This window comes from Desulfomicrobium apsheronum (genome assembly GCF_900114115.1).
Classification (GTDB): Bacteria; Desulfobacterota; Desulfovibrionia; order Desulfovibrionales; family Desulfomicrobiaceae; genus Desulfomicrobium; species Desulfomicrobium apsheronum.
This window is the reverse complement of record NZ_FORX01000005.1, coordinates 32,451-54,509: the sequence shown is the minus strand read 5'-3', so window position 1 is coordinate 54,509 and position 22,059 is coordinate 32,451. Positions and strand designations below refer to the sequence as shown.

The 22,059-nt window shown below is 59.8% G+C and carries 24 protein-coding genes; 14 read left to right on the top strand and 10 right to left on the bottom strand.

Translation table 11 applies throughout. The features are described from left to right. Positions 1–525 (bottom strand): Rpn family recombination-promoting nuclease/putative transposase (locus tag BMZ40_RS06960; RefSeq protein ID WP_143075573.1); only part of this gene is annotated, 525 nt, incomplete at its 3' end. Positions 526–719: 194 nt separating this feature from the next. Here BMZ40_RS06960 and pgl point away from each other — a divergent pair. Together pgl and BMZ40_RS06950 are read left to right on the top strand one after the other, a co-directional pair. Continuing rightward, positions 720–1,424: a 6-phosphogluconolactonase gene (gene pgl, locus BMZ40_RS06955; RefSeq protein WP_092373467.1), complete on the top strand. Its 705-nt coding sequence runs from the start codon at positions 720–722 to the stop codon at positions 1,422–1,424. 291 nt (positions 1,425–1,715) lie between these two features. Further along, positions 1,716–2,195: a DUF2325 domain-containing protein gene (locus BMZ40_RS06950; protein WP_092373465.1), complete on the top strand. Its 480-nt coding sequence runs from the start codon at positions 1,716–1,718 to the stop codon at positions 2,193–2,195. A gap of 123 nt (positions 2,196–2,318) precedes the next feature. Here the strand turns inward: BMZ40_RS06950 and arsB are convergent, their stop codons facing one another. From arsB to BMZ40_RS06910, 8 genes are all read right to left on the bottom strand, one after another. Continuing rightward, complete coding sequence (gene arsB / locus BMZ40_RS06945; RefSeq protein ID WP_092373463.1) at positions 2,319–3,374, bottom strand: ACR3 family arsenite efflux transporter; 1,056 nt, start codon at positions 3,372–3,374, stop codon at positions 2,319–2,321. A 371-nt stretch (positions 3,375–3,745) separates the two neighbouring features. Continuing rightward, positions 3,746–6,964, bottom strand: a complete 3,219-nt coding sequence (locus tag BMZ40_RS06940; RefSeq protein ID WP_092373461.1) for a molybdopterin-dependent oxidoreductase — start codon at positions 6,962–6,964, stop codon at positions 3,746–3,748. Next, the gene (nrfD, locus tag BMZ40_RS06935; RefSeq protein WP_092373459.1) at positions 6,957–8,222 is read right to left on the bottom strand and encodes an NrfD/PsrC family molybdoenzyme membrane anchor subunit; all 1,266 of its coding nucleotides are present in this window, start codon (positions 8,220–8,222) and stop codon (positions 6,957–6,959) included. Before nrfD ends, BMZ40_RS06940 begins: the two co-directional genes overlap by 8 nt. A 9-nt stretch (positions 8,223–8,231) precedes the next feature. Beyond that, a complete protein-coding gene (locus BMZ40_RS06930) occupies positions 8,232–8,981 on the bottom strand; it encodes a 4Fe-4S dicluster domain-containing protein (protein ID WP_092373457.1) in 750 nt (249 codons plus the stop codon). A 404-nt stretch (positions 8,982–9,385) separates the two neighbouring features. After that, positions 9,386–10,090: a cytochrome c biogenesis CcdA family protein gene (locus tag BMZ40_RS06925; RefSeq protein ID WP_177193052.1), complete on the bottom strand. Its 705-nt coding sequence runs from the start codon at positions 10,088–10,090 to the stop codon at positions 9,386–9,388. After that, positions 10,090–10,476, bottom strand: coding sequence for a thioredoxin family protein (locus tag BMZ40_RS06920; RefSeq protein WP_092373453.1), 387 nt, complete (start codon positions 10,474–10,476; stop codon positions 10,090–10,092). The genes BMZ40_RS06925 and BMZ40_RS06920 overlap by 1 nt, the downstream gene beginning before the upstream one ends. Before the next feature lie 114 nt (positions 10,477–10,590). After that, entirely contained in the window at positions 10,591–10,827 is a 237-nt protein-coding gene (locus BMZ40_RS06915; RefSeq protein ID WP_092373451.1) for a thioredoxin family protein, read from the bottom strand. 200 nt (positions 10,828–11,027) lie between these two features. Next, complete coding sequence (locus tag BMZ40_RS06910) at positions 11,028–11,348, bottom strand: ArsR/SmtB family transcription factor (protein ID WP_092373449.1); 321 nt, start codon at positions 11,346–11,348, stop codon at positions 11,028–11,030. Positions 11,349–11,521: 173 nt separating this feature from the next. Here BMZ40_RS06910 and BMZ40_RS06905 point away from each other — a divergent pair, with 173 nt between their 5' ends. From BMZ40_RS06905 to BMZ40_RS06850, 12 genes are all read left to right on the top strand, one after another. Then, positions 11,522–11,866, top strand: a complete 345-nt coding sequence (locus BMZ40_RS06905) for an ArsR/SmtB family transcription factor (protein ID WP_092373447.1) — start codon at positions 11,522–11,524, stop codon at positions 11,864–11,866. 9 nt (positions 11,867–11,875) lie between these two features. Further along, entirely contained in the window at positions 11,876–13,177 is a 1,302-nt protein-coding gene (locus BMZ40_RS06900; protein ID WP_092373445.1) for a permease, read from the top strand. A gap of 63 nt (positions 13,178–13,240) precedes the next feature. Continuing rightward, the gene (gene lgt, locus BMZ40_RS06895) at positions 13,241–14,014 is read left to right on the top strand and encodes a prolipoprotein diacylglyceryl transferase (protein WP_092373443.1); all 774 of its coding nucleotides are present in this window, start codon (positions 13,241–13,243) and stop codon (positions 14,012–14,014) included. Positions 14,015–14,154: 140 nt separating this feature from the next. Beyond that, a complete protein-coding gene (atpD, locus tag BMZ40_RS06890) occupies positions 14,155–15,561 on the top strand; it encodes a F0F1 ATP synthase subunit beta (protein ID WP_218143751.1) in 1,407 nt (468 codons plus the stop codon). Then, the gene (locus BMZ40_RS06885; RefSeq protein WP_218143746.1) at positions 15,545–15,937 is read left to right on the top strand and encodes a F0F1 ATP synthase subunit epsilon; all 393 of its coding nucleotides are present in this window, start codon (positions 15,545–15,547) and stop codon (positions 15,935–15,937) included. The genes atpD and BMZ40_RS06885 overlap by 17 nt, the downstream gene beginning before the upstream one ends. Then, the gene (locus BMZ40_RS06880) at positions 15,930–16,256 is read left to right on the top strand and encodes an AtpZ/AtpI family protein (protein ID WP_092373441.1); all 327 of its coding nucleotides are present in this window, start codon (positions 15,930–15,932) and stop codon (positions 16,254–16,256) included. The genes BMZ40_RS06885 and BMZ40_RS06880 overlap by 8 nt, the downstream gene beginning before the upstream one ends. Beyond that, positions 16,246–16,527, top strand: coding sequence for an ATP synthase subunit I (locus BMZ40_RS06875; RefSeq protein WP_092373439.1), 282 nt, complete (start codon positions 16,246–16,248; stop codon positions 16,525–16,527). The genes BMZ40_RS06880 and BMZ40_RS06875 overlap by 11 nt, the downstream gene beginning before the upstream one ends. After that, positions 16,527–17,213 (top strand): F0F1 ATP synthase subunit A, encoded by a 687-nt coding sequence (locus BMZ40_RS06870; RefSeq protein ID WP_092373437.1) that lies wholly within the window; start codon positions 16,527–16,529, stop codon positions 17,211–17,213. Before BMZ40_RS06875 ends, BMZ40_RS06870 begins: the two co-directional genes overlap by 1 nt. 16 nt (positions 17,214–17,229) lie before the next feature. Then, a complete protein-coding gene (locus BMZ40_RS06865) occupies positions 17,230–17,511 on the top strand; it encodes a F0F1 ATP synthase subunit C (RefSeq protein WP_092192707.1) in 282 nt (93 codons plus the stop codon). A 2-nt stretch (positions 17,512–17,513) separates the two neighbouring features. Next, the gene (locus BMZ40_RS06860) at positions 17,514–18,302 is read left to right on the top strand and encodes a F0F1 ATP synthase subunit delta (protein WP_092373435.1); all 789 of its coding nucleotides are present in this window, start codon (positions 17,514–17,516) and stop codon (positions 18,300–18,302) included. Next, complete coding sequence (locus BMZ40_RS06855; protein ID WP_092373433.1) at positions 18,299–19,825, top strand: alternate F1F0 ATPase, F1 subunit alpha; 1,527 nt, start codon at positions 18,299–18,301, stop codon at positions 19,823–19,825. The genes BMZ40_RS06860 and BMZ40_RS06855 overlap by 4 nt, the downstream gene beginning before the upstream one ends. Further along, positions 19,822–20,715, top strand: coding sequence for a F0F1 ATP synthase subunit gamma (locus tag BMZ40_RS06850; RefSeq protein WP_092373431.1), 894 nt, complete (start codon positions 19,822–19,824; stop codon positions 20,713–20,715). The genes BMZ40_RS06855 and BMZ40_RS06850 overlap by 4 nt, the downstream gene beginning before the upstream one ends. Before the next feature lie 62 nt (positions 20,716–20,777). On the opposite strand, the gene BMZ40_RS06845 is transcribed toward BMZ40_RS06850, so the two are convergent. After that, positions 20,778–22,031: a hypothetical protein gene (locus BMZ40_RS06845; protein ID WP_092373429.1), complete on the bottom strand. Its 1,254-nt coding sequence runs from the start codon at positions 22,029–22,031 to the stop codon at positions 20,778–20,780. Between the last annotated feature and the right edge of the window lie 28 nt (positions 22,032–22,059).

Below are 22,059 nucleotides of genomic sequence, written 5' to 3'. Positions count from 1 at the left end.
GCGCAGGGTGATGGCTCCCTTGATTTTTTCATCGGATGCAGGCGAAAAATCGTAAAACGCGAGGTCGAAGTGCGGCACGTAGGCGTTGCACTTCATGTCCGGAAGTTCGATCAAATCGGCAAGTCTTGATGCTTTTTGAGCATTTTTGCCATGATAGACGACGATGGGGATGATGAGCGGCAGGGTCTTTGATTTTTTCTGCTGCTTGCGGTGCAGTTCCCAGATTTCGACCATGTAGCGTAGAACCTGGAGCGCAACGAAACGGTCGGGCCGGCTTTTGTGCTCAAACAGGAAATAGACGAACGCCGAGGTGCCTCCTTTCAGGAGGACCGTGTAAAGCAGGTCCGAATAGTGCTCCCGCTGATCCGTGTCCACAAAGGTATCCTTGGCGATGGCCAGGGTGTCGAGGCGCAAATTGTCGGTCACTTCCGAAGGCAGGTAATGGCGCAAAAAGTCGGCGGCCACATTGCTGTGGCTCATGGTATATCTGAACAGATTGTCGTGAATGTTGTTGACCGGTTTCATGCCGGTCGCAGTATGTCAGACCTTTGCTGGGAACAACTCCTCTTGTTATTTTGAACTGATACGGGTTATTAAGTACGCTGGATCATCGGCGATTGCGATTTTTCCGCAGACGCGACGCTCCAAAATGGTTCAGGATTCGAGAGAGGTTCGATAGCCGCTTTTTGGCTTGAATTTGTTTTGAAAGGACACAGTTCATGCTCACGATAATAAAAGAAAAGGATACCGATCTGCTCCTGCAGCGGGCTGCCCGGCACCTTTGCCAAAAGCTTCGGGATGCCCTGGCCGTGCATGCCACCGTGAACATCGCGGTGCCCGGCGGGAGGAGCGTTGTGAAGGTTTTTGACACGATGCGCACGGAGTCGCTCGATTGGAACCGGGTTCATTTCTTCATCATTGACGAGAGACTTGTCCCAATCGATCATCCCGACAGCAATTTCAAGCTGCTCCGGGATCATCTCATCACCCCGCTGGCGCGTGAAGGCGGAATATCTCCGGAAAACGCCCACCCCTTCATTCTGGACACGACCGTTCCAGATCGCGGAACACTGGCTTACGAGGACGTGCTTGCGCGACTGGGATTCCGCTACGACATCATCCTGCTCAGTTCCGGCGAGGACGGTCACGTCGGGGCCCTGTTTCCGGACCATCACTCCGTGACCGATCCGCATCACGGTTTCATCGTTATGGACGACTCGCCAAAGCCGCCTCCGGAACGGATGAGTTCGTCCCTGTCGCTCATGCTCACCGCGCAGACCGGAGTGCTTCTTATCACCGGCGAGGCAAAGCGCGAGGCGTTCAGGAAGTTTGGCGACGCCTCGATGCCGGTATCAGCCTGTCCGGCCAGGCTTTTGACCTGTTTGAAGGACGCGGTGGTGTTCACGGATCACGCGCAGGAATGAAGACGATTTGCAGGGAATTTCATTAGTCATGTTAAATTTTATGTTTGCGTCGCTTTTGTGATTTTTTGCCGGAACATGCACTGTTGATTGTTGACAAGGCTGAATCCAACGGGATAGGTGGGTGTTAATTTATTAGATATGTCTAATTTGAAAGAACAGGCCTCAGGCATAACGCCGTGGCTCAGGATCATTTGCAGTCAGGCGCTCCGTTTGGAAAAAAAGCATGCGTGACGCATCAATTTGGTGCCGTATCCGGCAGTAGGGTGATGCGCGAAGCGAGGGGGGTTTTGGATGAAGATGTCAGTCGCGGAAAAGGAAGGCGCCGTCCTGCGTTCCGGGAACTCCGGCCTTTCCCGGTCCCGAACTTTTATGTCCCACCAGGCGGAGGAGCGGGTTCCAACGTCCTGTATGGACGGAGACTGCAAGGGCGGAAAATGCAGCCCGAGCTGTCCCTCCTACGACCTCTGCAAGAAGCGGGTGCTCATCGTCGGTGGCATCGAGCGCATGGAGAAGTCCTATCGCAGGCTGATCGAGGAGCGCGGTGGCGTCTTCGAATACCACGCCGGACACATGAAATCAGGGGGCAAGGGGCTCGAAAGCAGCGTGCAGCGGGCGGATCTGGTCCTCTGCCCGGTCAACTGCAACAGCCACGGCGCGTGCCTGAAGGTCAAGAGCCTGGGCAAGAAATTCAAGAAACCCGTGCATATGCTCAGCAACTTCAGCCTGAGCGCAGTGGCCCGCACCATGGAGCAATTGCATGGCGTGAATTGATAAGATCGGAAATCAGGTTCAAAGTCTGGCTGGGCAGATGAAAAATTTCCGGGCGGTTTCGTGAGAAGCCGCCCGGAAATTGTTTATGGAGTTTTTGTTGATGCATCCGTGCGATGATGGCCGTCAGGCCCGCAGGTCCGGGAACCAGCTTGTGGTGCGGTTGGCGTATTTGACCAGCGCCAGCATGACCGGAACTTCCACCAGTACACCGACGATGGTGGCCAGAACCACCGGGGATGAGGCACCGAAAAGAGTGATGGCCACGGCCACGGCCAGCTCGAAGAAATTGGACGCGCCGATCATTCCCGCCGGGGCGGCGATGCTGTGGCAGAGTTTCATCTTTCTTGCGCCCAGGTAGGCGATGAAGAAGATGAGCACGGTTTGGATGATGAGCGGGATGGCGATGAGCAGGATGTGCAGCGGGTTGCCGAGAATGACCTCGCCCTGGAAGGAGAAGATGAGCACCAAGGTCAGGAGCAGGCCGACGATGGTGGCATTGTTGAACTTGGGGATGAAGGTGTTATTAAAGTAATCCAGCCCCTTGCTTTTGATGACATGCTTGCGGGTCAGCACGCCTCCGGCCAGGGGAATGACCACAAATAGCACCACGGACAGGAGCAGGGTGTTCCAGGGAATGGTCACGCCGCTCACTCCAAGCAGGAAGGCCACGATGGGGGTGAAGGCCACCAGGATGATGAGATCGTTGGTAGCCACCTGGACCACTGTATAGGCCGGGTTGCCCCGGGTCAGATGACTCCAGACGAAGACCATGGCTGTGCACGGAGCGGCGCCGAGCAGGATGGCCCCGGCCAAGTACTCTCGGGCCAGTTCGGGCTCTATGAAGGGCGCAAAGACCACGAAAAAGAAAAATCCCGCGATGGCGAACATGGAAAAGGGTTTGATCAGCCAGTTCACAATCCAGGTCAGGTAGAGGCCACTCGGATTTTTGCCCACGTTTTTTACGCTGGCAAAATCGACCTTCATCATCATGGGGTAGATCATGAACCAGATCAGCACCGCAATGGGTATGGAGACCTTGGCGTATTCGAACTTGCTCAGGAATGCCGGGACGGCAGGGAGGAATTTTCCGATGAGCACTCCTGCGACCATGCAAAGGGCAACCCAGAGCGTCAGGTTCTTTTCGAAAAAGCTGATTCCGGCGGTGGTTTCTTTCGTCATGGGCGAATGTCTCCTTAAAGCGATGGTCCGGTTTTTTTTATGGTAGCCCAGTTCCCTTTCCGGGACTGTGGGCCAAGTCCGTCACCGGAAAGTGACATCTTGGCGTCGCGGAACAAAAATTAACTTTTATCGTCATCTGCGCAGACACTTTTGAGAGGAAGTTCCGTCTTCAGAGCTTCAAGCTTGTTCTTTTGCAGGGATGACTCCTCCTCGGCCTGGGCTTTGAGCGCCGCAGCGGTGCGCTCTAGAGAGTGAACATATCCGCATGGGCAAATATGTCAACTTCTTCTTTAGAGTATGTATCTGGAACGTAATGAATGGCGGCGGAAGCGAAGCTTCGCTTCCGCCGCCGGAAGGGGGAGGGAGGAGAGTTACTCCTTAACCAGCTTAACCTGGCTTTGGTAGAAGACGGCGCTGCCGCCGACCACGTCGCTCAAGGTCGTGTTGCCGAGGATGGGGTCCACGCGCATGGCCGCGTTGGCATGGAATCCCTTGGCGCGCCGCGCATCCATGGTGATGGTCTTGCCGTCGATCTCGAACGGTATGGAGCCCTGGGCCCAGTGTCCATGGCCAAGGGAGAAGGCGACTACGCCGGGTCGGATGCCCTCCAGGGCCTTGACCTTGCCGATCATGGGCACCTTGGTACCGTTGCCCAGATCCCAGACGCCTTCAGGATTGGTGGCGGAAACAACGCGCACCATGTCGCCATTTTGGAGGTCCATGCGTCGGGCATCACTGGTGGAGATCTCTACGAAGTTCTCCGGGTAGACGGCGTTGAGCCAATAATTGCCGATGGTCCGGCTCTTGGTCTGGGTGATGAATTTGTAGGTGATGAGCGTCATGTCGAAGCCTGCCGCCCGGTCGTCGATGAGGTTGCCTGCGCAGTCCGTGGGGCCGGGCATGAAAGCCGCGTGAGGCACGAAGGGCTTGCCGGTCATGGAGTGCTTGGTGGTGACCATATTTTCAAAGTAAAGGCCGACCATCTTGTTGTAGGCGTTGACCAGCTGTTCGTTCTTGTAGGCCTCGGCATAGCCCTGGAAGCGGCCGCCTCGGTTCAGCACGTAGACCACATGGGGCCAGAGTTCCTCGCCGACGATGGCCTTCCAGCGATCCGCGTCGAAGACCGTCCCCGGCAGGTGCCGCCTGGACTCCACGAAGATGCGGATCTCCTCGGCGTCGGCGGCGGGCACTTTGTCGGAGCCGTCTTCCTTGTCGCCGAAGGCCACGTTGGCGACCATGCGCAGGTACATGTCCTCCTCGCGCTTCATGGGTTTGCCCGGTCCGAAGACATCTTCCCCGTAGCCTGGAACACCGAGCTTTTCAGCAAAGGCGAGGATCATGGACTCCATGTTCATGGGCATCTCTTCCCCGAAGACCGTCACGTTTGGCGTGAGCGGTGCCACAACGGGCTGGCGAATGGGGAAGACCTTTGGCGCTACCGAGGGGTGCGCGCCGGGGAATTCCCAGCGTTCCAAGTAGGTGGTGTCGGGGAATATGTAGTCCGCGTACATGCTCGTCTCGCCGATGACGATGTCAGAGGCAATGAAGAGTGGCAGCTTCTTGGTCTCGGTCAGGATCTCGGCCAGCGTGTGCCCCGAGGGCAGGGAATAGTTGGGAGCGCCCATGTACAGGAGCAGGGCCTTGACCTGATAGGGGTACATGTCCCCGATGCTGGGGATGACTTCCTGGTAGATGTCCGTGGAGAAGGGGTACCAGGTGCGCTTGGCCGGAAAGCCTTCGAACAGGGTGGTTTTGTCGTAGACCGCGCTGTGACGGATGATGTTAATGCCAAAGTTCTTGATCCCGCCCTTGTACTGCTTAGTCATGTCAAAGGGCTTGCCCGGGCGGTCGCCTTTGTAGTTGTGTGTCGTGGCCTTACATAGCCCGCCCTGCCAGCCGATGTTGCCGATGAGGCAGTTGACCAAGTACCAGGCGCAGACGTTGTAGAATCCGCCCGTGTGCTGGGATACGCCACGGTGCAGATCGGCCACGGCCTTCTTGCCGTGACTGGTGAACTCCTTGGCGATTTCGATCACGTCGCCCTCGTTCACGCCAGCAATGGTGCACCACTCCTCGATAGATTTGGCTTTGGCCTCTTCCATGATGATCTGCAGCACGCTCTTCACCCGGATACCGTTTTCCAGCGTCGTGTCGACGAATAGCTCGCCTTCCACGGGGTTGGTCTCGTCATTGGGATCGAAGAACACGGGCTGGCCTTCAAACAGGGTCGCGAAGGCGTCGAATTCCCACTCGCCATCCTTCTTGGTCGGCCGGATCTCCTTTTCCAGACCCAGGTCCGAGCCGCGCAGGTATTTGCCGGGTGTGCCGTCATCGCCGATCCTGACCAGCCAGGCGGCCTGGCTCCAGGTCGGTTCGCCATCCTTCTTTGACGCGCCCTTGTTGGCGTTGGCCAGATAGCGGGCGTCATAGCGCTTGTTGTCGATGATCCACTGGATGAGGGCCATGGCGATGGCCGGGACGCCGTTGACCGGTTCCACGGGCAGCCATTTCCAGGCCCGCGAGGCGGTCTTGGAGCAGCGCGGGTCGATGACCGCGATCTTCATGCGTCCGTCGACAGTGCCTTCCGTGATCTTCTGCACGCGCAGGGGCGGCCCGTAGTTGGCCTCGAAGGGGTTGGCGCCGACAAAGATGCAGAACTCGGCGTTGCCCGTGTCCGCCTGCCAGTAGAACTTGCTGCCGCCGGTGAACTTGCCCTCGTTGAACTGGTCGCTCATGGCCCTGCCCGAGAAGTACAGGGAGCCCTGGCAGACCGTGGTGTGGCCGTGGTAGTTCACGGATCCGCAGGCTTTGCTGAAGAAGTCCTTGATCAGGTCGCCGCGTCCGTTCTTGATGCGCCCCCAGTTGAAGCAGAACTGGTTGTTTTTGGGCCCCAGGTCCGGGTGGTCGGGATCGATCAGGTGATGCAGGTTGTCTGCGTGTTTGGTCTTGAATTCCTCGATGGTCAGCTTCTTCCCGGCCACGAGTTTTGCGTCGTCAGCCAGAGCCGCGGCGATCTTCGGGTCGCGCAAGGTGACAATGTCTTTGAGGCCTTCCACCAGGCCTTCTCCGAAGAGGTCTCCGCCGTTCACGATCTCCTGCACGGCCTGATCGAAGGGAAGGGTCTTCCACTTGTTCTCGCCGCGTTTGCCCGTGCGCTTCAGGACCTGCACGATGCGATAAGGGTCATACAGGGTCTGGATGCCCGAATGGCCTTTGGGACAGAGGGATCCTTCGATCAGGGCCGCCTCGGCTATGGGCGTGTTTTCCGGAATCTGCGGCGTCATGTTCCAGGGGTTGAAGGGGTTGCCCTCTATTTTCTCGATCACACCGTCGCGCAGCTTGACCTTGATGCCGCAGTTGGTGTTGCACTGCTGACAGCAGGAGTAGAGCTGGTTCTCGGGTATGTGGTGAGTGTAGGCCGAGTTGCCCAGGATGGCAGCGTCGGCTTCTTTCGCCGTGCCGAGGAAAGGGCCTATGGCCCCACAGGCAGCCACGGAGCCTCCGATGAGTGCAGAGTATTTGAGGAAGTCTCTGCGATCCACACCCCTCGCAGCCGGGGCAGTGGGGTTCTTGATGGCCTTGCTAGGCATGGTCGGTACCTCCGTTCTCGGTGACGATGGGCAAAAAGCGCGTACCCAGGAGCATGACCACCAGGCCAGTGGAGATGATCCACAGGCTGACCAGCCATTCGTTCAGGTTGGGCACATAGTCGGTGCGCAGGCGCGGATGGGCGAAGGTGGCTTCCAGGCCTTCGAGCTTGTACACGGCCAGGTCAGGGATGACGAAGTTGTAGCGCACCGCCGCGAAAGTGATGAAGATCAGGAAACAGGCCAGGGCCACGGATTTCACGTCGCCAGCGCGGAAGACGAGGAGCAGCAGCGGGATAAGGCTGCCGATCAGGATGTGCACGATCCAGAACACCCACCAGTGCGGGCCCTTGACGATGAGGTCGAGGCTGGTGAGCACGGCGATGGTGGCGGTCTGGTAGCCGACGAAGAACTGCATGCCTTCGAGCGCCAGAAAGACGATCAGAAGAAAGAGGATGACCTTGCCCAGATCGAGGCAGATGCGGTCCTCATAGCAGAGTCCGTAGGGGTTCAGCGGATCCTTCTGGCGGAATATGTAGGTCAGGAAGGCGATGAGCGCGCCGCCGGAGAGCAGGGCCGCGACCACGAACAGGAGCGGAGTCATGGCGCTGTTCCAGACCGGCCGGCCGAGCAGCACCGCGAAGAATGCGCCGTTGGTGCCATAGAAGATGAGGCCCACGGGCAGACTGATCTTGGCCAGTACGTGCACCTTGTGCATGTCTTTTTCGCGGTCGGCACTGGTGTATTCCGGCTTGCCGAATGCCAGCAGGCCGTAGAGCCCGCGCAGGCCCCCCTTTTCAGGATCCCTGGACCAGCGCACCAGATCGCCACGGATGAGGAAGAAGGTCTTCAGGGCGTAGATGACGAGCATGGCGTTGAAGAGCACGAACATCCATGTCAGCATCGAGGTGAAGCTGGGGGTGAGGAAGAACTGGTAAAGGGCACGGTGCCACTGGCCCAGATCGAGCAGGATGAACTGTACCTCGCAGATGAGCGCCACCAGGACCACGAAGGCCGAGAGCGGGCCAATGCGTTCAAACTGTTTCATGCCCAGAAAATAGGTCATGATGGTCACCAGGAACGCCCCGGCGGACAGGCCAAGGAACAGCAGGTAGAAGGCGACCCACAGACCCCAGGGGATGTAGGAGCCCAGGGCAGTGGGGTTCAGGCCGTGCTGGAATCTGTCCACCAGCCCGACGGCTCCGGCGGCCAGGCCGACCAGAGCCAGGATGAGGAGCGGGATGAAGTATTTGTATTTCATGGGTCCTCCTTACTTCAGGTAGTACACGGCTGGTTTGGTGCTCAGTTCCGGCTTGAGAACAAAGACCCGCGGGTCGGCCAGGAGTTCCGAGACGAGGCTTTCCGGGTCATTGCGGTTGCCGAAAAAGGTGGCGCGGCCGATGCAGGTGGTCACGCAGGCGGGGAGCATGCCCTCGGCCAGGCGGTGCTTGCAGAAATGGCATTTGCGGGCGTTGCCGATGGGTGAACTGCGTCTCCTCTCGGGCCAGTCTTTACCGTATTCCTTGGCAGGATGCAGCTCGTAGCTCTCTGAACACAGAGACTTGCCAACGATCTTGCCCGGTTCTTCGGGAGTGCCCTTGGTGTACCACTCGCCGAAATCCGAGGTTCTGGCCGCGTAGGGGCAGGCCACCAGACAGTAGCGGCAGCCGATGCAGCGGTCGTAGTCCATGACGGTGATACCCTGGGCGTCCTTGTAGGTGGCCGTGACCGGACAGACCTTGACGCAGGGTGGATTCTGACACTGCAGACAGGGCCGGGGCACGAACCTGCGGCGGACGTTGGGGTAGGTGCCGATCTCCTCTTCTGTCACCGGGCGATAGACCACGCCGGGAGGAAGTTTGTTCTCGGCCACGCAGGCCACGGTGCAGGCATGGCAGCCCACGCATTTTGCCAGGTCGATGACCATGGCCCATTTGATGGACGCATGATCGCCGGCCAGGGAGCGGGCGAGATCGCGCTGCATGCGCATCAGCAAGTCTTCCTTGGGCAAGATCCTCATTGTATTCTCCTCCGTTGAGTTGCGCTGGGGTTCGATGGCGGGAGATTATGCTTGTTGAGCGTTGAAAATCCTCCTCTGATTTTGATGACGAGGGATAGCAAGGCCCATATACGAAAAAAATGGATTCGGGAACTGTGTATTGAATCTGTGTTTTTGAAGAGCGTTGCGTGTGCGGCAACGACACAGCAGCGGATAGATAAAATGAAGGTCTGAGGAAGGAGCTATTCTTTTGGATCAAAAGGATAACTTTGTTGGATGCCAGCGTCGTGGCGAGAGTGGAAGCCAGGCGTTGGGCCGTCGAATTGGGTGTAAACATAAGATATTCATATCCGTATAGGTGGATATGTCAACGCGAAAAAAAGATCTTGCCCGATGAAAGACAAGATCTTTTAACGCCAGGATGTTCAGGCTGGCAGAAACGGCCGGGCGATGAAGTAGATGCCCATGAGGCCAATGAGAATTCCGGCCAGGCGCCGGAAGGCCGTGCCGCCGCGTTGCCAGGAGGCGTTGGCCATGAGGCGGCGCACCAGGGCGGTGGAGCTGCCGGCGATGACGATGGGGATGCAGTGCCCAAGGCCGAAGAGGATGATGAGCAGAATGCCGGTCGCGATCTTTTCCTGCACCGTGATGACGGCCAGGATTGGCGCGATGAAACCGAAGGTGCAGGAACCCGACAGGACTCCGTAGGCCAGGCCCAGCACGAAGGCTCCGCCCATGCCGCGCAGTTTGAATCGACCCATGAGGTTTCCGCCCATGGAGCATTTGGCGATGCCCAGCATGTCCATGGCCACCCACAACAGAATGAGCCCGACGACGATGGTCCAGTATGGGCCAACGTCGCCGAGCATGCGGCCGAGCAGGGCGCAGATCACGCCGATGGCTGCGATGGTCAGAAAAAGCCCGAAGGTGAAAAGGCCTGCATACAGCGCGGCCTGCCGTCCTTCTACCAGCCTGTCCTGACCGGCCACGTAGCCGACGATGAGGGGGATGGAAGCCAGGTGGCATGGACTGAAGAGCACGCTGACCACGCCCCATAGAAAACAGCCCAGCGCCGCCAGGCCCACGCCGGACCCCATCCACTCGTGGATAAGGATCAGAAACTGGTCCATTATTCCACTCCGAGCTTGGTCAGAACCTTGATGATCTCCTCTTTGGAAAAGTATCCTTCGTGGCGCATGACTTCCTTGCCGTCCTTGTCATAGAAAATCTGGGTCGGGATGGCGCGAAGGCCGAATTTCGGGGTCTCGTCCGGGTTCTTCCAGACGTCGATGAAAACGATGGCGGCCCGCCCTTCGTACTCCTCGGACAGGGACTCGATGACCGGGATCATCATCTTGCACGGAATGCAGGCCTTGGCCCCGACGTCGACCATGGTGACCATGCCCTTGATGGGCACTTCCTGCGGGTCGCCGGAAATGAGCGAAGAAGGCGAGGCCAGGGCCGACGAAGCCGTGGCCAGGAATGCGATGGCGAGAAAAAGGCGAAGAATTTTCATGCAGCAAACCTCGAAGAAAGAAGAAGATGCGGGATAAGGAACCAAGTTATCCGTGGCGGAGCTTTCTGCCCGAAATCTGTCGGGAAGGCATGATGGCGCCGTAGCCGAAAAGGGCTAGGCGGTCAGCCAGGCCACCACGTCGGCCTTCTTGGGCACCTTGCCCATGACCTTGACCGTGCCGTCCACGGCTACGGCGGGGGTGGTGAACACGCCGAACTTTGAGATCTCGGTGAAGTCCGTGACTTTTTCGAGGCTGGCTTCCACGCCGGTTTCGGCAATGGCCGCTTCAACGATCTTGAAGGTTTCGGTGCATTTGGGGCAGCCTGGGCCCATGACGTGAACTTTTTTCATGACAGCTCCTTGAACAGTTGATGTTACGATTGGCCTGACGGCCAAGAATCAGTTTTGCCTGAACTGCCTTGAAAATTCAAAATTTGCAGGCCGTTCAAAAAAGGTGTGATGCAAGGAAGCGAAAAAAACCAGGACGTGCGGTGTATCGCGCATACATAAGCGGTCTGGTTTTTTTCGCTGACGCAGCAGATCGCCGTTTTTCAACGGCCTGCCAGCCTGTCCCGGGCCGTGAGCACCGAGTCCAGGCAATGAAAGAAATGCAGGACACACGGCACGCGCAGACGATAGAAAACCTGTTTACCCCGCTTGTCGTCCTCCACTATACCTGCGTCCTTCAGGATCGAGAGATGCTTGGAAACCGTAGACAGATCGCGGTCGGCCAGGTCACGCAGCTCGCGGACGCAGCGTTCGCCACGCGAGAGCTCCTCGATCATCATGAGGCGGGTCGGGTGCGCCAGGGCCTTCATGACCGAGGCTCGAGCCTCGAAATCTTCCCTGGTCGGGTGCAGGTGCACGAGCATGTGCGTCTCCTTTTTTAATTGGCAATATTGCCAAGTGTTGGTCGCGTCAATTTTTTTCCGTCTTTTTTCCTTCCCTGGATAACCTCAAGGCAACTCGGTAAGATTGGTCTCCAGCTCTTGACGAAATGCTGACACATGCATATTTGGTCACTTGTGCAAATGAAGGAGCTACCATGAAAGCTGAAGACAGAAAGTTTTTCGAGGCCAAGGCCGCTGTGCTCAAGGCGCTGGCTCACCCGACCCGCCTGTGGATGGTCGAGCATCTGGAATCCGGGGAAAAGTGTGTCTGCGAATTCGCGGAACTCATCGACGCGGATTTTTCCACCGTGTCCAAGCACCTGACCGTGCTCAAGCAGGCAGGCATCGTGCAGGACGAGAAAAGGGGCAAGCAGGTGTATTACACCCTCAAGGTCCCGTGCGTCCTGAATTTCATGCATTGCGTGGAGGCCGTACTTTCGACGCGCGCCATGGAACAATTATCAATGACCGGCCAGGCTGCCCGGCCAAAACTCAAGTAGAGGTTGATCATGAACTGGAGAGAAGAGTGGAAGCCCCTGGCGGTCATCGTCGCGGTTTTTCTGGCCTGCTTTTACCTGCCCGTGGGTTTGCCGCGTTTTGACAATGCCGTCCTCGAAGCCTTTCATCTCGTCAAATGGTACGCTCAGGAACACGTGCTGCTGTGCCTGATTCCGGCATTCTTCATCGCCGGAGCCATCTCGGTCTTCGTCAGCCAGGGTGCGGTCATGAAGTACCTCGGCGCCAAGGCCAACAAGGTCTTGGCCTACGGTGTAGCCGCCGTCTCGGGCACCATCCTGGCCGTGTGCTCCTGCACGGTGCTGCCGCTTTTCGCGGGCATCTACCGCATGGGCGCAGGCCTTGGACCGGCCTGCGCGTTCCTCTATTCCGGCCCGGCCATCAACGTTCTGGCCATCGTCATGACGGCTCGCATCCTGGGGCCTGAAATGGGCATCGCCCGCGCCGTGGGAGCCATCGTTTTCAGCGTGATCATCGGCCTTTTGATGCACTTTTTCTTCCGCAAGGAGGAGGCCGAGCGGCAGGTCATTCAGATGGCGCAGATAGAGGAGGAAGTGAAACGCCCCCTGTGGCAGAACGCCCTCTATTTCGCATCCATGGTCGCCATTCTGGTTTTCGCCAACTGGGGCGCTCCCCAGACGGATTCCGGACTGTGGGCCGCCATTTTCGGGGCCAAGTGGATGCTGACCTCGGCTTTCTCGGTGGCCTTGGGCATCATGCTCGTGCGCTGGTTCGATGTGAAGCCTTGGAAAGTGGGCACAGCCGCCGTTCCGGTAATCCTTTTGGCAGTGTTCTTTCCCGGCCAGCCGCTTTTGGCCTTCACGGCCGGGGTCATCGGCCTGTCCGCTTTCACCAGCACGGATGAAGGCGAGGTCGGGGACTGGTTCTCCTCGTCCTGGGGTTTTGCCAAGCAGATCCTGCCGTTGCTTCTTTTTGGCGTGCTCATCGCAGGAGCCTTGCTGGGCCGTGTCGGCAACGAAGGCCTCATTCCTTCGGAGTGGGTGGCCAGCGCCGTGGGCGGCAATTCGTTCATGGCCAACTTCTTCGCCTCCTTTGCAGGGGCTTTCATGTACTTCGCCACCCTGACCGAGGTGCCCATTCTGCAAGGCCTCATCGGTTCCGGCATGGGCAAGGGCCCGGCCCTGGCCCTGCTGTTGGCCGGACCGGCGCTCAGCCTGCCCAACATGCTGGTCATAAATAGCATCATGGGTGTGAAGAAGACGGTTGTTTTTGTTGGTCTGGTCATCGTCATGGCCACGTTTTCCGGGATTCTCTACGGTTCCGTCTGGGGATGACGCCGGGTTTTTGCGAAACGATTCGAATTTGTCGAAACTTTATCCCTGGGAGGACTTTTTTTCATGATCTACTGGAACGCCGACCCCATCGCCGTGTCCATTGGCCCTCTGTCCATCCATTGGTACGGAATTTTTTTCGCGGCAGCCTTCATCGTCGGATTGCAGATCATGGGGCGCATGTTCGCACGGGAGGGGCGCTCCACAGGCGACCTGGATTCCCTGCTGGGTTTTGTGGTCGTCGGCGCTCTTGTCGGCGCGAGACTCGGGCACTGCCTGCTCTACGATCCGGTCTATTACCTGTCGAGCCCGCTGCTGATCCTCAAGATATGGGAAGGCGGGCTGGCCAGTCACGGCGGCGTGATCGGGATTCTTGTGGCCGTGGGCGTGTATGCCCGTCGTAGCGGCATGCGCTTCTGGTGGCTGCTGGACCGAATCGCCGTCCCTGCAGCGCTGGGCGGCGCGTTTATTCGCATCGGAAATTTCATGAACTCCGAGATAGTCGGCGTGCCAACCATCGTGCCCTGGGCCGTTATTTTCGAGCGGGTCGACGATCTTGCGCGTCATCCCGTGCAGCTTTACGAAGCCGCTGCCTATCTCATCATTTTCATCGTGCTCTTCCTGACCTGGCGGGAGGCCGCCTTGCGTCGCCGTGCGGGGTTGCTTTCCGGACTGTTTCTGATGCTGGTGTTTGCCGCCCGTTTTGTTCTCGAATATTTCAAGACGCCCCAGGCCGCCTATGAAGCGGGCTTTTTTATGACCGTCGGGCAGTGGCTCAGCGTGCCATGCGTGCTGGCCGGGTTGTGGCTTGTGTTTCGGGCCGGGCGCGGGCAAGAATAAGGCTCGCCCGGCCGGCCCCCCAAGGGGCTTGACCCTGCCCAGTGAAGAGGGAATAAGTGGTCATGGTCATCTCGTCTGGTATCCCTGATTCGCCGGAAGATCGATCCCTGGCCGAGGATCTGTCCGGCAATCCCCAAAACATGGGCTTGGTCACCGCCGTGCGCGGAAGTGTCGTCGATGTTTCTTTCACCTCCGGCCTGCCCGCCATTCGGAACATTTTGCGAGCGGGGAAGGACGGGCGCATCGTCATCGAGGTCATGTCCCACCTCGACGAAGAGCATGTGCGTGGCATCGCCCTGACTCCGACCCAGGGCCTGGCACGGGGCATGGCAGTTCAGGATGCGGGCGGTCCCTTGATGGCGCCTGTGGGGCCCGGATTGCTTTCGCGCATGTTCGACGTTTTCGGAAATGCTCTGGACCAGGAAGGTGAGGTGCGCGACGTTTCCCTGCGCAGCGTTCACAATCCTCCTCCAACCCTGTCGCGGCGCTCTACAAGGACGGAGGTCTTCGAGACCGGGATCAAGGTCATCGACGTGCTGCTGCCTTTGGAGCGGGGCGGCAAGGCCGGGCTTTTTGGCGGGGCGGGGGTCGGCAAGACCGTCCTCTTGACCGAAATGATCCACAACATGATCGGGCATCACGAGGGCGTCAGCCTGTTTTGCGGCATCGGCGAGCGCTGTCGTGAGGGCGAGGAGCTGTACCGCGAGATGAAGGATGCCGGGGTCCTGCCGAACATGGTAATGGTCTTCGGGCAGATGAACGAGCCGCCGGGTAGCCGTTTCCGCGTCTGCCATGCGGCCCTGACCATGGCTGAGTACTTTCGCGACGACGAACGCCGCGACGTGCTCCTGCTCATCGACAATATTTTCCGTTTCATCCAGGCCGGGTCGGAAATTTCGGGCATGATGGGCCAGATGCCGTCCCGCCTGGGCTACCAGCCGTCCATGGGCACGGAGCTGTCCCAGCTGCAGGAGCGCATCGCCAACACCGACACCGGCAGCATCACCTCCATCCAGGCCGTCTATGTCCCGGCCGACGATTTCACCGACCCCGCCGCAGTGCACACCTTTTCCCATCTTTCGGCCTCCATCGTCCTCTCGCGCAAACGGGCCGGCGAAGGTTTCTATCCGGCCGTGGATCCGCTTGAATCCAATTCCAAGATGGCCACGCCGGGTGTTGTCGGCCAGCGCCATTACTCTGTCGCCCGCCAGGTTCGCCAAACCTTGGCTCAATACGAGGACTTGAAAGACATCATCGCCATGCTCGGTCTGGAGCAGCTCGCGCAGGAGGATCGCCTTGTGGTCAATCGCGCGCGGCGGCTGGAGCGTTTTTTGACCCAGCCCTTTTTTACCACCGAGCAGTTCACCGGGCTTCCGGGCGCTTTCGTTTCCCTGGATGCGGCGCTCGAAGGGTGCGAGCGCATTCTTGACGACGAGTTCAAGGACTATCCCGAGAGCGCCCTGTACATGATCGGCGCAGTGGATCAGGCCAAGGAAAAAGCCGCCCGGAGCAAGGAGCAGGAGGACCGTGATGGAAATGCGCCTTAGGATTCTGCTCCCGTTCAGGGTATTTGAAGATGTGAGGGCTTTGCGCATCGTGGCCGAGAGCCGCGACGGCTCCTTCGGGATTCTGCCCCGGCGGAGGGATTGCGTGGCCGCGCTTTGCCCCGGCATCCTGGTTTACGAAACAGCGCAGACGCAGGAGGTCTACGTCGCCGTGGACGAAGGCGTGCTGACCAAGACCGGGTATGATGTCGTGGTCTGCGTACGCAACGCCATCGCCGGGCAGGATCTGGGGCAGTTGCGCCGGGCTGTGGAAGAGGAATTCATGCATCTGGACGAAGAGGAGCAGGAGGTTCGCCGGGCCCTGGTGAGAATGGAAAGCGGCTTGATCCGCCGCATGGCCGGGTTTTACCGTGACTAGTCACGAAAATCCGCAAAAGCCGGATCTGGAGCGCGAAGTCGATGTGCGGGCCAGGCGCAAGCTGCGGGCCAAAAAACGGGCCGGGAGCGAGGTTTGGTTCGGGCTCGGGATGATGGGAATCATCGGTTGGTCGGTGAGCATCCCGACTCTCCTGGGTGTGTTTATGGGTTTGTGGTTGGACCGGAATTACCCGGGCGGACGGTCCTGGACCCTGGCCCTGCTCGTGGCAGGCCTGGCCCTGGGCTGCTGGAACGCCTGGTACTGGGTGGCCAAAGAGGACCGGGCCATCCGCGAGGAACAGGAAGACGATGATATTTAGCGATTTCGCGCTGGCCCTTGCCGCCGGCCTTTGTCTAGGAGCCTTCTTTTTCGGAGGCCTGTGGTGGACTACCCGCAGGGCCTTGGCCTCAAGCCATTCCGCAGCCTGGTTCATGGGAAGTTTTGTGGTTCGTACCGGCGTCACTCTGGGCGGGTTCTACCTGGTCGGCGACGGGCGCTGGGAGCGCCTGGCGGCCTGTCTGCTCGGGTTCATCATGGCGCGTATGGCTGCAACGCGGCTGACCAAAAGCTGCATGAACGGAGGGAAGTGATGCGTATCAGCCCGGATGCCATACTTCTGTGGCAGTACGGATTTGTGAAGATAAACGCCACCATCGTCTTCACCTGGGCACTCATGCTGGCCATGACCCTGGCGGCGATACTGATCACTCGCCGACTGTCCAGAAATGATGATCGCTCGCGCTGGCAGAATCTGCTCGAAATCGTGGTTACGGCCCTGGACAAGCAGATTCGTGAAGTGGGTATCGTCCGCTCCAGGGAGTATCTGGATTTTCTGGCCACTCTTTTTCTTTTCGTGGCCCTGGCCGCCTTGTGCTCCGTCATCCCCGGCTATGCCGCGCCCACGGCTTCGCTGTCCACCACCGCGGCCCTGGCCCTGTGCGTGTTCGTGGCCGTGCCGCTGTACGGCATCCGAAAAAAGGGAGTGCGTCGTTATCTGGCCTCCTATGCCCAGCCGACCCCGTTCATGCTGCCTTTCAATGTCATCGGCGAGCTTTCCCGCACCATGGCCCTGGCCGTGCGCCTTTTCGGCAACATGATGAGCGGGGCCATGATCGCGGCCATCCTGCTGCTGGTCACCCCGTTCTTTTTCCCCATCGTCATGACCGCGCTTGGGCTCCTGACCGGCATGATCCAGGCCTATATTTTCTTCATCCTGGCCACGGTCTACATCGCGGCCGCCACCACCATCTCGGCCCGCAGGGAGCCAACCAAATGATCACAAAGGAGAGAACATGGACAGCATGACCCTCATCGCCGTAGCCTCCATCATCACCGCCGGCCTGACCACGGGTATCGGCTGCCTGGGTCCGGCCCTGGGCGAGGGGCGGGCCGTGGCCCAGGCCTTGACCGCCCTGGCGCAGCAGCCCGACGCCTCCATGACCATCACCCGCACCCTTTTTGTCGGCGTGGCCATGATCGAGTCCACGGCCATCTACTGCTTTGTGCTCTCCATGATCCTGCTCTTCGCCAATCCGTTCTGGACCCATGCCGTCGGGCAGGCAGCGGGGCAGTAGCCATGCTCATCGACTGGTTCACCGTCGGCGCGCAGGTCGTCAATTTTCTCGTCCTGGTGTGGCTCATGAAGCGCTTTCTGTACAAGCCGATCCTTGGCGCCATCGACGCCCGCGAGGAGCGCATCGTCAAGGAGCTGGCCGATGGCGAGCGGATGCAGGCCGAAGCCGCCCGGGAGCGGGAGGAATTTAAGCGTCAAAAAAAGGCATTGGAAGACACCCGCGAGGAGTTTCTGGAAACGGCCAGGAATGAAGCCAGAGACGAACGACAGAAGCTCCTGGGCCAGGCGCGGGAGGATGCCGAAGCCGAGCGCGTAAGGCAGGGCGAGGCCCTGAAGCGGGACCGGGACTGCCTGCTTGATGAGATAGCACGGCGCACGCGGGAGGAAACCTATGCCATTGCCCGCAAGACCCTGTCCGACCTGGCAGGGGCGAGCTTCGACGAGCGCGCCGGCCAGGTCTTCGCGGACCGGGTTCGCTCCATGGACGAGCCTTCGCGCTCCGATCTGATTGCCGATGCCAAGTCCGGACCGCTGCGGGTGCGCAGCGCTTTTGAGTTGTCCGAAGAAAGCAGGGCCACAGTGCGTTCAGCCCTGGAGGAAGTCCTGGAGGGGAGCGCAAAGGTGCACTTTGAAATCGATCCGGACCTCATCGGCGGCGTCGAGATCCTGACCGGAAACCGCAAGATTTCCTGGAGCATAGAGGAATATCTGACCCGGATGCAAAAGAGCATGGACGAGCTGTTTTCCGCATCCGAAGCTGCCGCTCCCGCAGACGATGGGAGGGGCGCATGACCTGTTCCCTCGCCGGCACCCTGGACAGGACCTTTCGGAATCTGCGCAAGGCTCGCGAGGATTTTGTCCCGACGCACGATGCGCGGGAGATCGGCAATATCATCAGCGTCTCTCCGGGCATTGCGCGGGTGTCGGGGCTGCCCGGCGTTGAATTCGAGGAGATGCTGGCCTTTCCGGGACGGATTTTCGGCATCGCCTTCAACCTGGACGCAGACGAGATCGGCGTGGTGCTCCTTGGCGATCACGGGCACCTGCGCGCGGGCGACACAGTGGAGCGTACGGGGCGGGTCATGGACGTGCCCGTGGGCGACTTGCTACTGGGACGGGTCATCGACCCGCTCGGTCTCCCCCTGGACAACCAGGGGCCGCTGGTAAGCGAAAAGCGCCTGCCCATCGAACGTCCGGCTCCGCCCATCATGGATCGCGCACCGGTGACCGAGCCGCTCTTGACCGGCATCAAGGTCGTCGATGCTCTCATCCCCATCGGACGCGGTCAGCGCGAGCTGATCCTTGGCGATCGCCAGACCGGCAAGTCGGCCATCGCCCTCGACGCCATCCTGAACCAGCACGACAAGAACGTCGTCTGCGTCTATTGCACCATTGGGCAGCGCGCCGCGGCCACGGCCAAGGCAGTGGCCATGCTGAAGGAAAAGGGGGCCATGCGCTACACGGTGGTGGTCGTGGCCGAAGGCGGCGATCCGCCGGGCATGTCCTACATCGCGCCCTACGCGGCCACCAGCATTGCCGAGCACTTCATGGAACAGGGCCGCGACGTGCTCATCGTCTACGACGACCTGACCCATCACGCCCGGTCCTACCGCGAACTGTCCCTGCTGCTGCGCAGGCCTCCGGGGCGCGAGGCCTTTCCCGGCGACATCTTCTACATCCATTCGCGGCTGCTGGAGCGGGCCACGCACCTGCGTCCGGAACGCGGGGGCGGGTCCCTCACGGCCCTGCCCGTCATCGAGACCGAGGCCCAGAATATGGCCGCCTACATTCCCACCAACCTTATCTCCATCACCGACGGGCAGATCAGCCTCTCGCCCACGCTGTTTCATCTGGGCGTGCTGCCGGCCGTGGATGTCGGCACGTCGGTCTCGCGGGTAGGCGGAAAGGCCCAGCGCGCAGCTTACCGCGCGGTGGCCGGGGACCTGAAGCTGGCCTACGCCCAGTTCGAGGAATTGGAGACTTTTGCCCGTTTCGGGGCGCGCCTCGATGACGCCAGCCTCGAAACCTTGGAGCATGGACGGCGTCTTCGGGCCTGCCTGCGGCAACCGGAGTTCGCCCCTGTGCCCTTGCCGGAGCAGCTGGCCGTACTTCTGGCCCTGACCTCTGGGCTGTTCCGCGCTGTCCCGCTTTTGCGCATGGCCGAAGCCGAGCAGGCCGTGCGTCAGGCTGTGACTTCGGTATCCGGGACCATGCTGGAGCGTCTGGAGCATGAAGGTCTGGCGGATGATGACCGGACCACTCTGGTCCGCATGGCCCGGCAGGCGCTACTCGACGCGGGGCTGACCCAGTCATGAGCGAAACCGCTGTAGGTCTGCGCCGCAAAATTCGCAGTGCCGGCGACCTGCATTCCGTGGTCCGGGCCATGAAGGCCATGGCTTCGTCCAATATCGTCCGCTACGAGCAGGCGGTCCAAGCCCTGGAGGAGTACGCCCAAAGCGTGAATCTGGGGCTGGGTCTGGCGCTGCGCGAAGCGGGGCGACAGCTTGCCGCCAATGCGGAAGGCAGGGCCGGTGGCGGAAGGGCGATGGGCGTGATCGTGCTCGGCTCGGACCAAGGCCTGGTGGGGCAGTTCAACGAGGCCGTGGCCGAACAGGCCCAAAAATTTCTGGCGGATCTGCCGCAGACTCCCGTTGTCTGGGCTATGGGCGAGCGGGTTCAGGGTTTTCTGCAGGAGGCGGATCTGGATGTCGCCGGGCTGTTCCCGGCGCCGAACACGGTGGAGGCCATCACCCCGCTCATTGGGCGCATCCTGGCCGAAATCGAGTCCCGGCTCGGCTATGACGCGCAGGTGCATCTTTTTCATAACTGCCAAAACGCCAGCACGCAGTGTGTTCCCCGTCACCTGCAGCTGCTGCCCCTGGATAGGGGGTGGCGGCAGCGCTACGACAGTATGGCCTGGCCCACAAAAAGCCTGCCGGAGATAGCGGGCGATCCAGAGCGCACTCTGCGCGCATTGGTGCGTGAATATGTTTTCGTGTCCCTTTTCCGGGCCTGCGCCGAATCCCTGGCCGGAGAGAACGCGAGCCGCCTGGCGGCCATGCAGCGGGCGGAGAAGAACATCGAGGAACTGCTGGCCGACATGTCCGGGGCTTTCCACCGCCTGCGCCAGGCCGGGATCGACGCGGAGCTTTTCGATGTCATCGCGGGCTTCGAAGCCTTGAGTCGGGAAGGGCCGCGCTCATGAATGCAGTGCAACCGCGTCGGTAAGCATTTTGGATGCCGTGCATCGTACCTGCGTGCGAAAAATCATGCCTCTTCGACCAGCGTCCCCGGCGGGAAGAATTGTTCCAGGCAACCCTCGTGCAGACAGAATGTGCCGAGCAGGCCGTCCTCGACGGGGCTGCCGTACAGGCTGCGTTTCAAGGCCGAGATCTCTTCGGGCAGATAGCGACCATAAATCTTGATGGGTATCTCCGGAACGCGGATTGTGGGCGACGATGCCAGAGCGAGCATATATTCGATGAGGTAGCCCGCGTTCTGTCCAAGAGGGCCTTGGTATTCCTGCCTTTGTCGCAGACGCAGCACGCGAAGTTCGTGGATGGAACGCCCAAATTCCGCTTCCATCAGCTCTTCCGGGGTGGTCAGGATGAGTTCGATCGTGACCGAGCCCGCCCCCTGGCTTACGTAGCTTTCGATATTCTTCCGTATGTCGTCTGGGTTCAGGCCGCGTTTGCCTGCGATGTCCCAGTTCATGCCGCGCAGACGGGCAGTGAGTTCGTGCACGGGAGGCAGCTCAAGGTCCAGAAGCAGATTGACGGCGTTGTAGTTGCCGCTGTGTTTTTGGATCTCCGTGATGCGCATTCCCGGTTCGTCTGTGAGCATGAGCGGAAGGCGGTCCAGCATTTTTTGCGGAGCGATGATCTTGAAGCCGAGAATGTCGTTTATGGTCAGGGCGTCAGGCCCTATGTGGATTTTTCTGTCTCTGAAGCTGCGCGCCAGCGCTTCCTCGGCCTGCACGAAATCGTTTTGCATGGCCTCGTCGGAGCTCACGAATTCGTCCAGTGGCACTCCGGCCTGTGTTGCCCGCTGCTGCGCGAGGAATCGCGCCTGGGCCTGGATCTCCTTGAAGAGGGCTTCCACCAGTCGAAACGAGACCTTTTCGGCGACGCGGGCCATCCGCTTGATGCGCCCCAAGGCCAGCAGCCGGGCGGAATTGTCGGTGACGACCAGGCCGTCTATGGGCAGGAACGGAAAGAAGTATTTAGGATTGTTGTGGAATTTTTCTGCAAGTTCGGCCATGCGGGGGGTTTGGACACCAAGCCGGGCGATGATGCGGTCGCGCAGTTCGTGCTTGAAGCGAATCCGCTCCGCGCGCAGTTCGGTGTTCCAGAATCTGCCGAGCAAAAGCAGTACGCGTTCGATGACCAGGGCTGAAATGGCGCTTTCGTAGACGAAAATTCGGGTCAGGATTTCCCCGTCGTCAGCATGGAAATCGTCATTCATCCAGCGCATGGTCAGGTCGAAAAGTTCGTCCCGATGGGTCATGGCGGTCAGATACATCGAGCCTCCAGGTGTCCAGGGCGCCGAT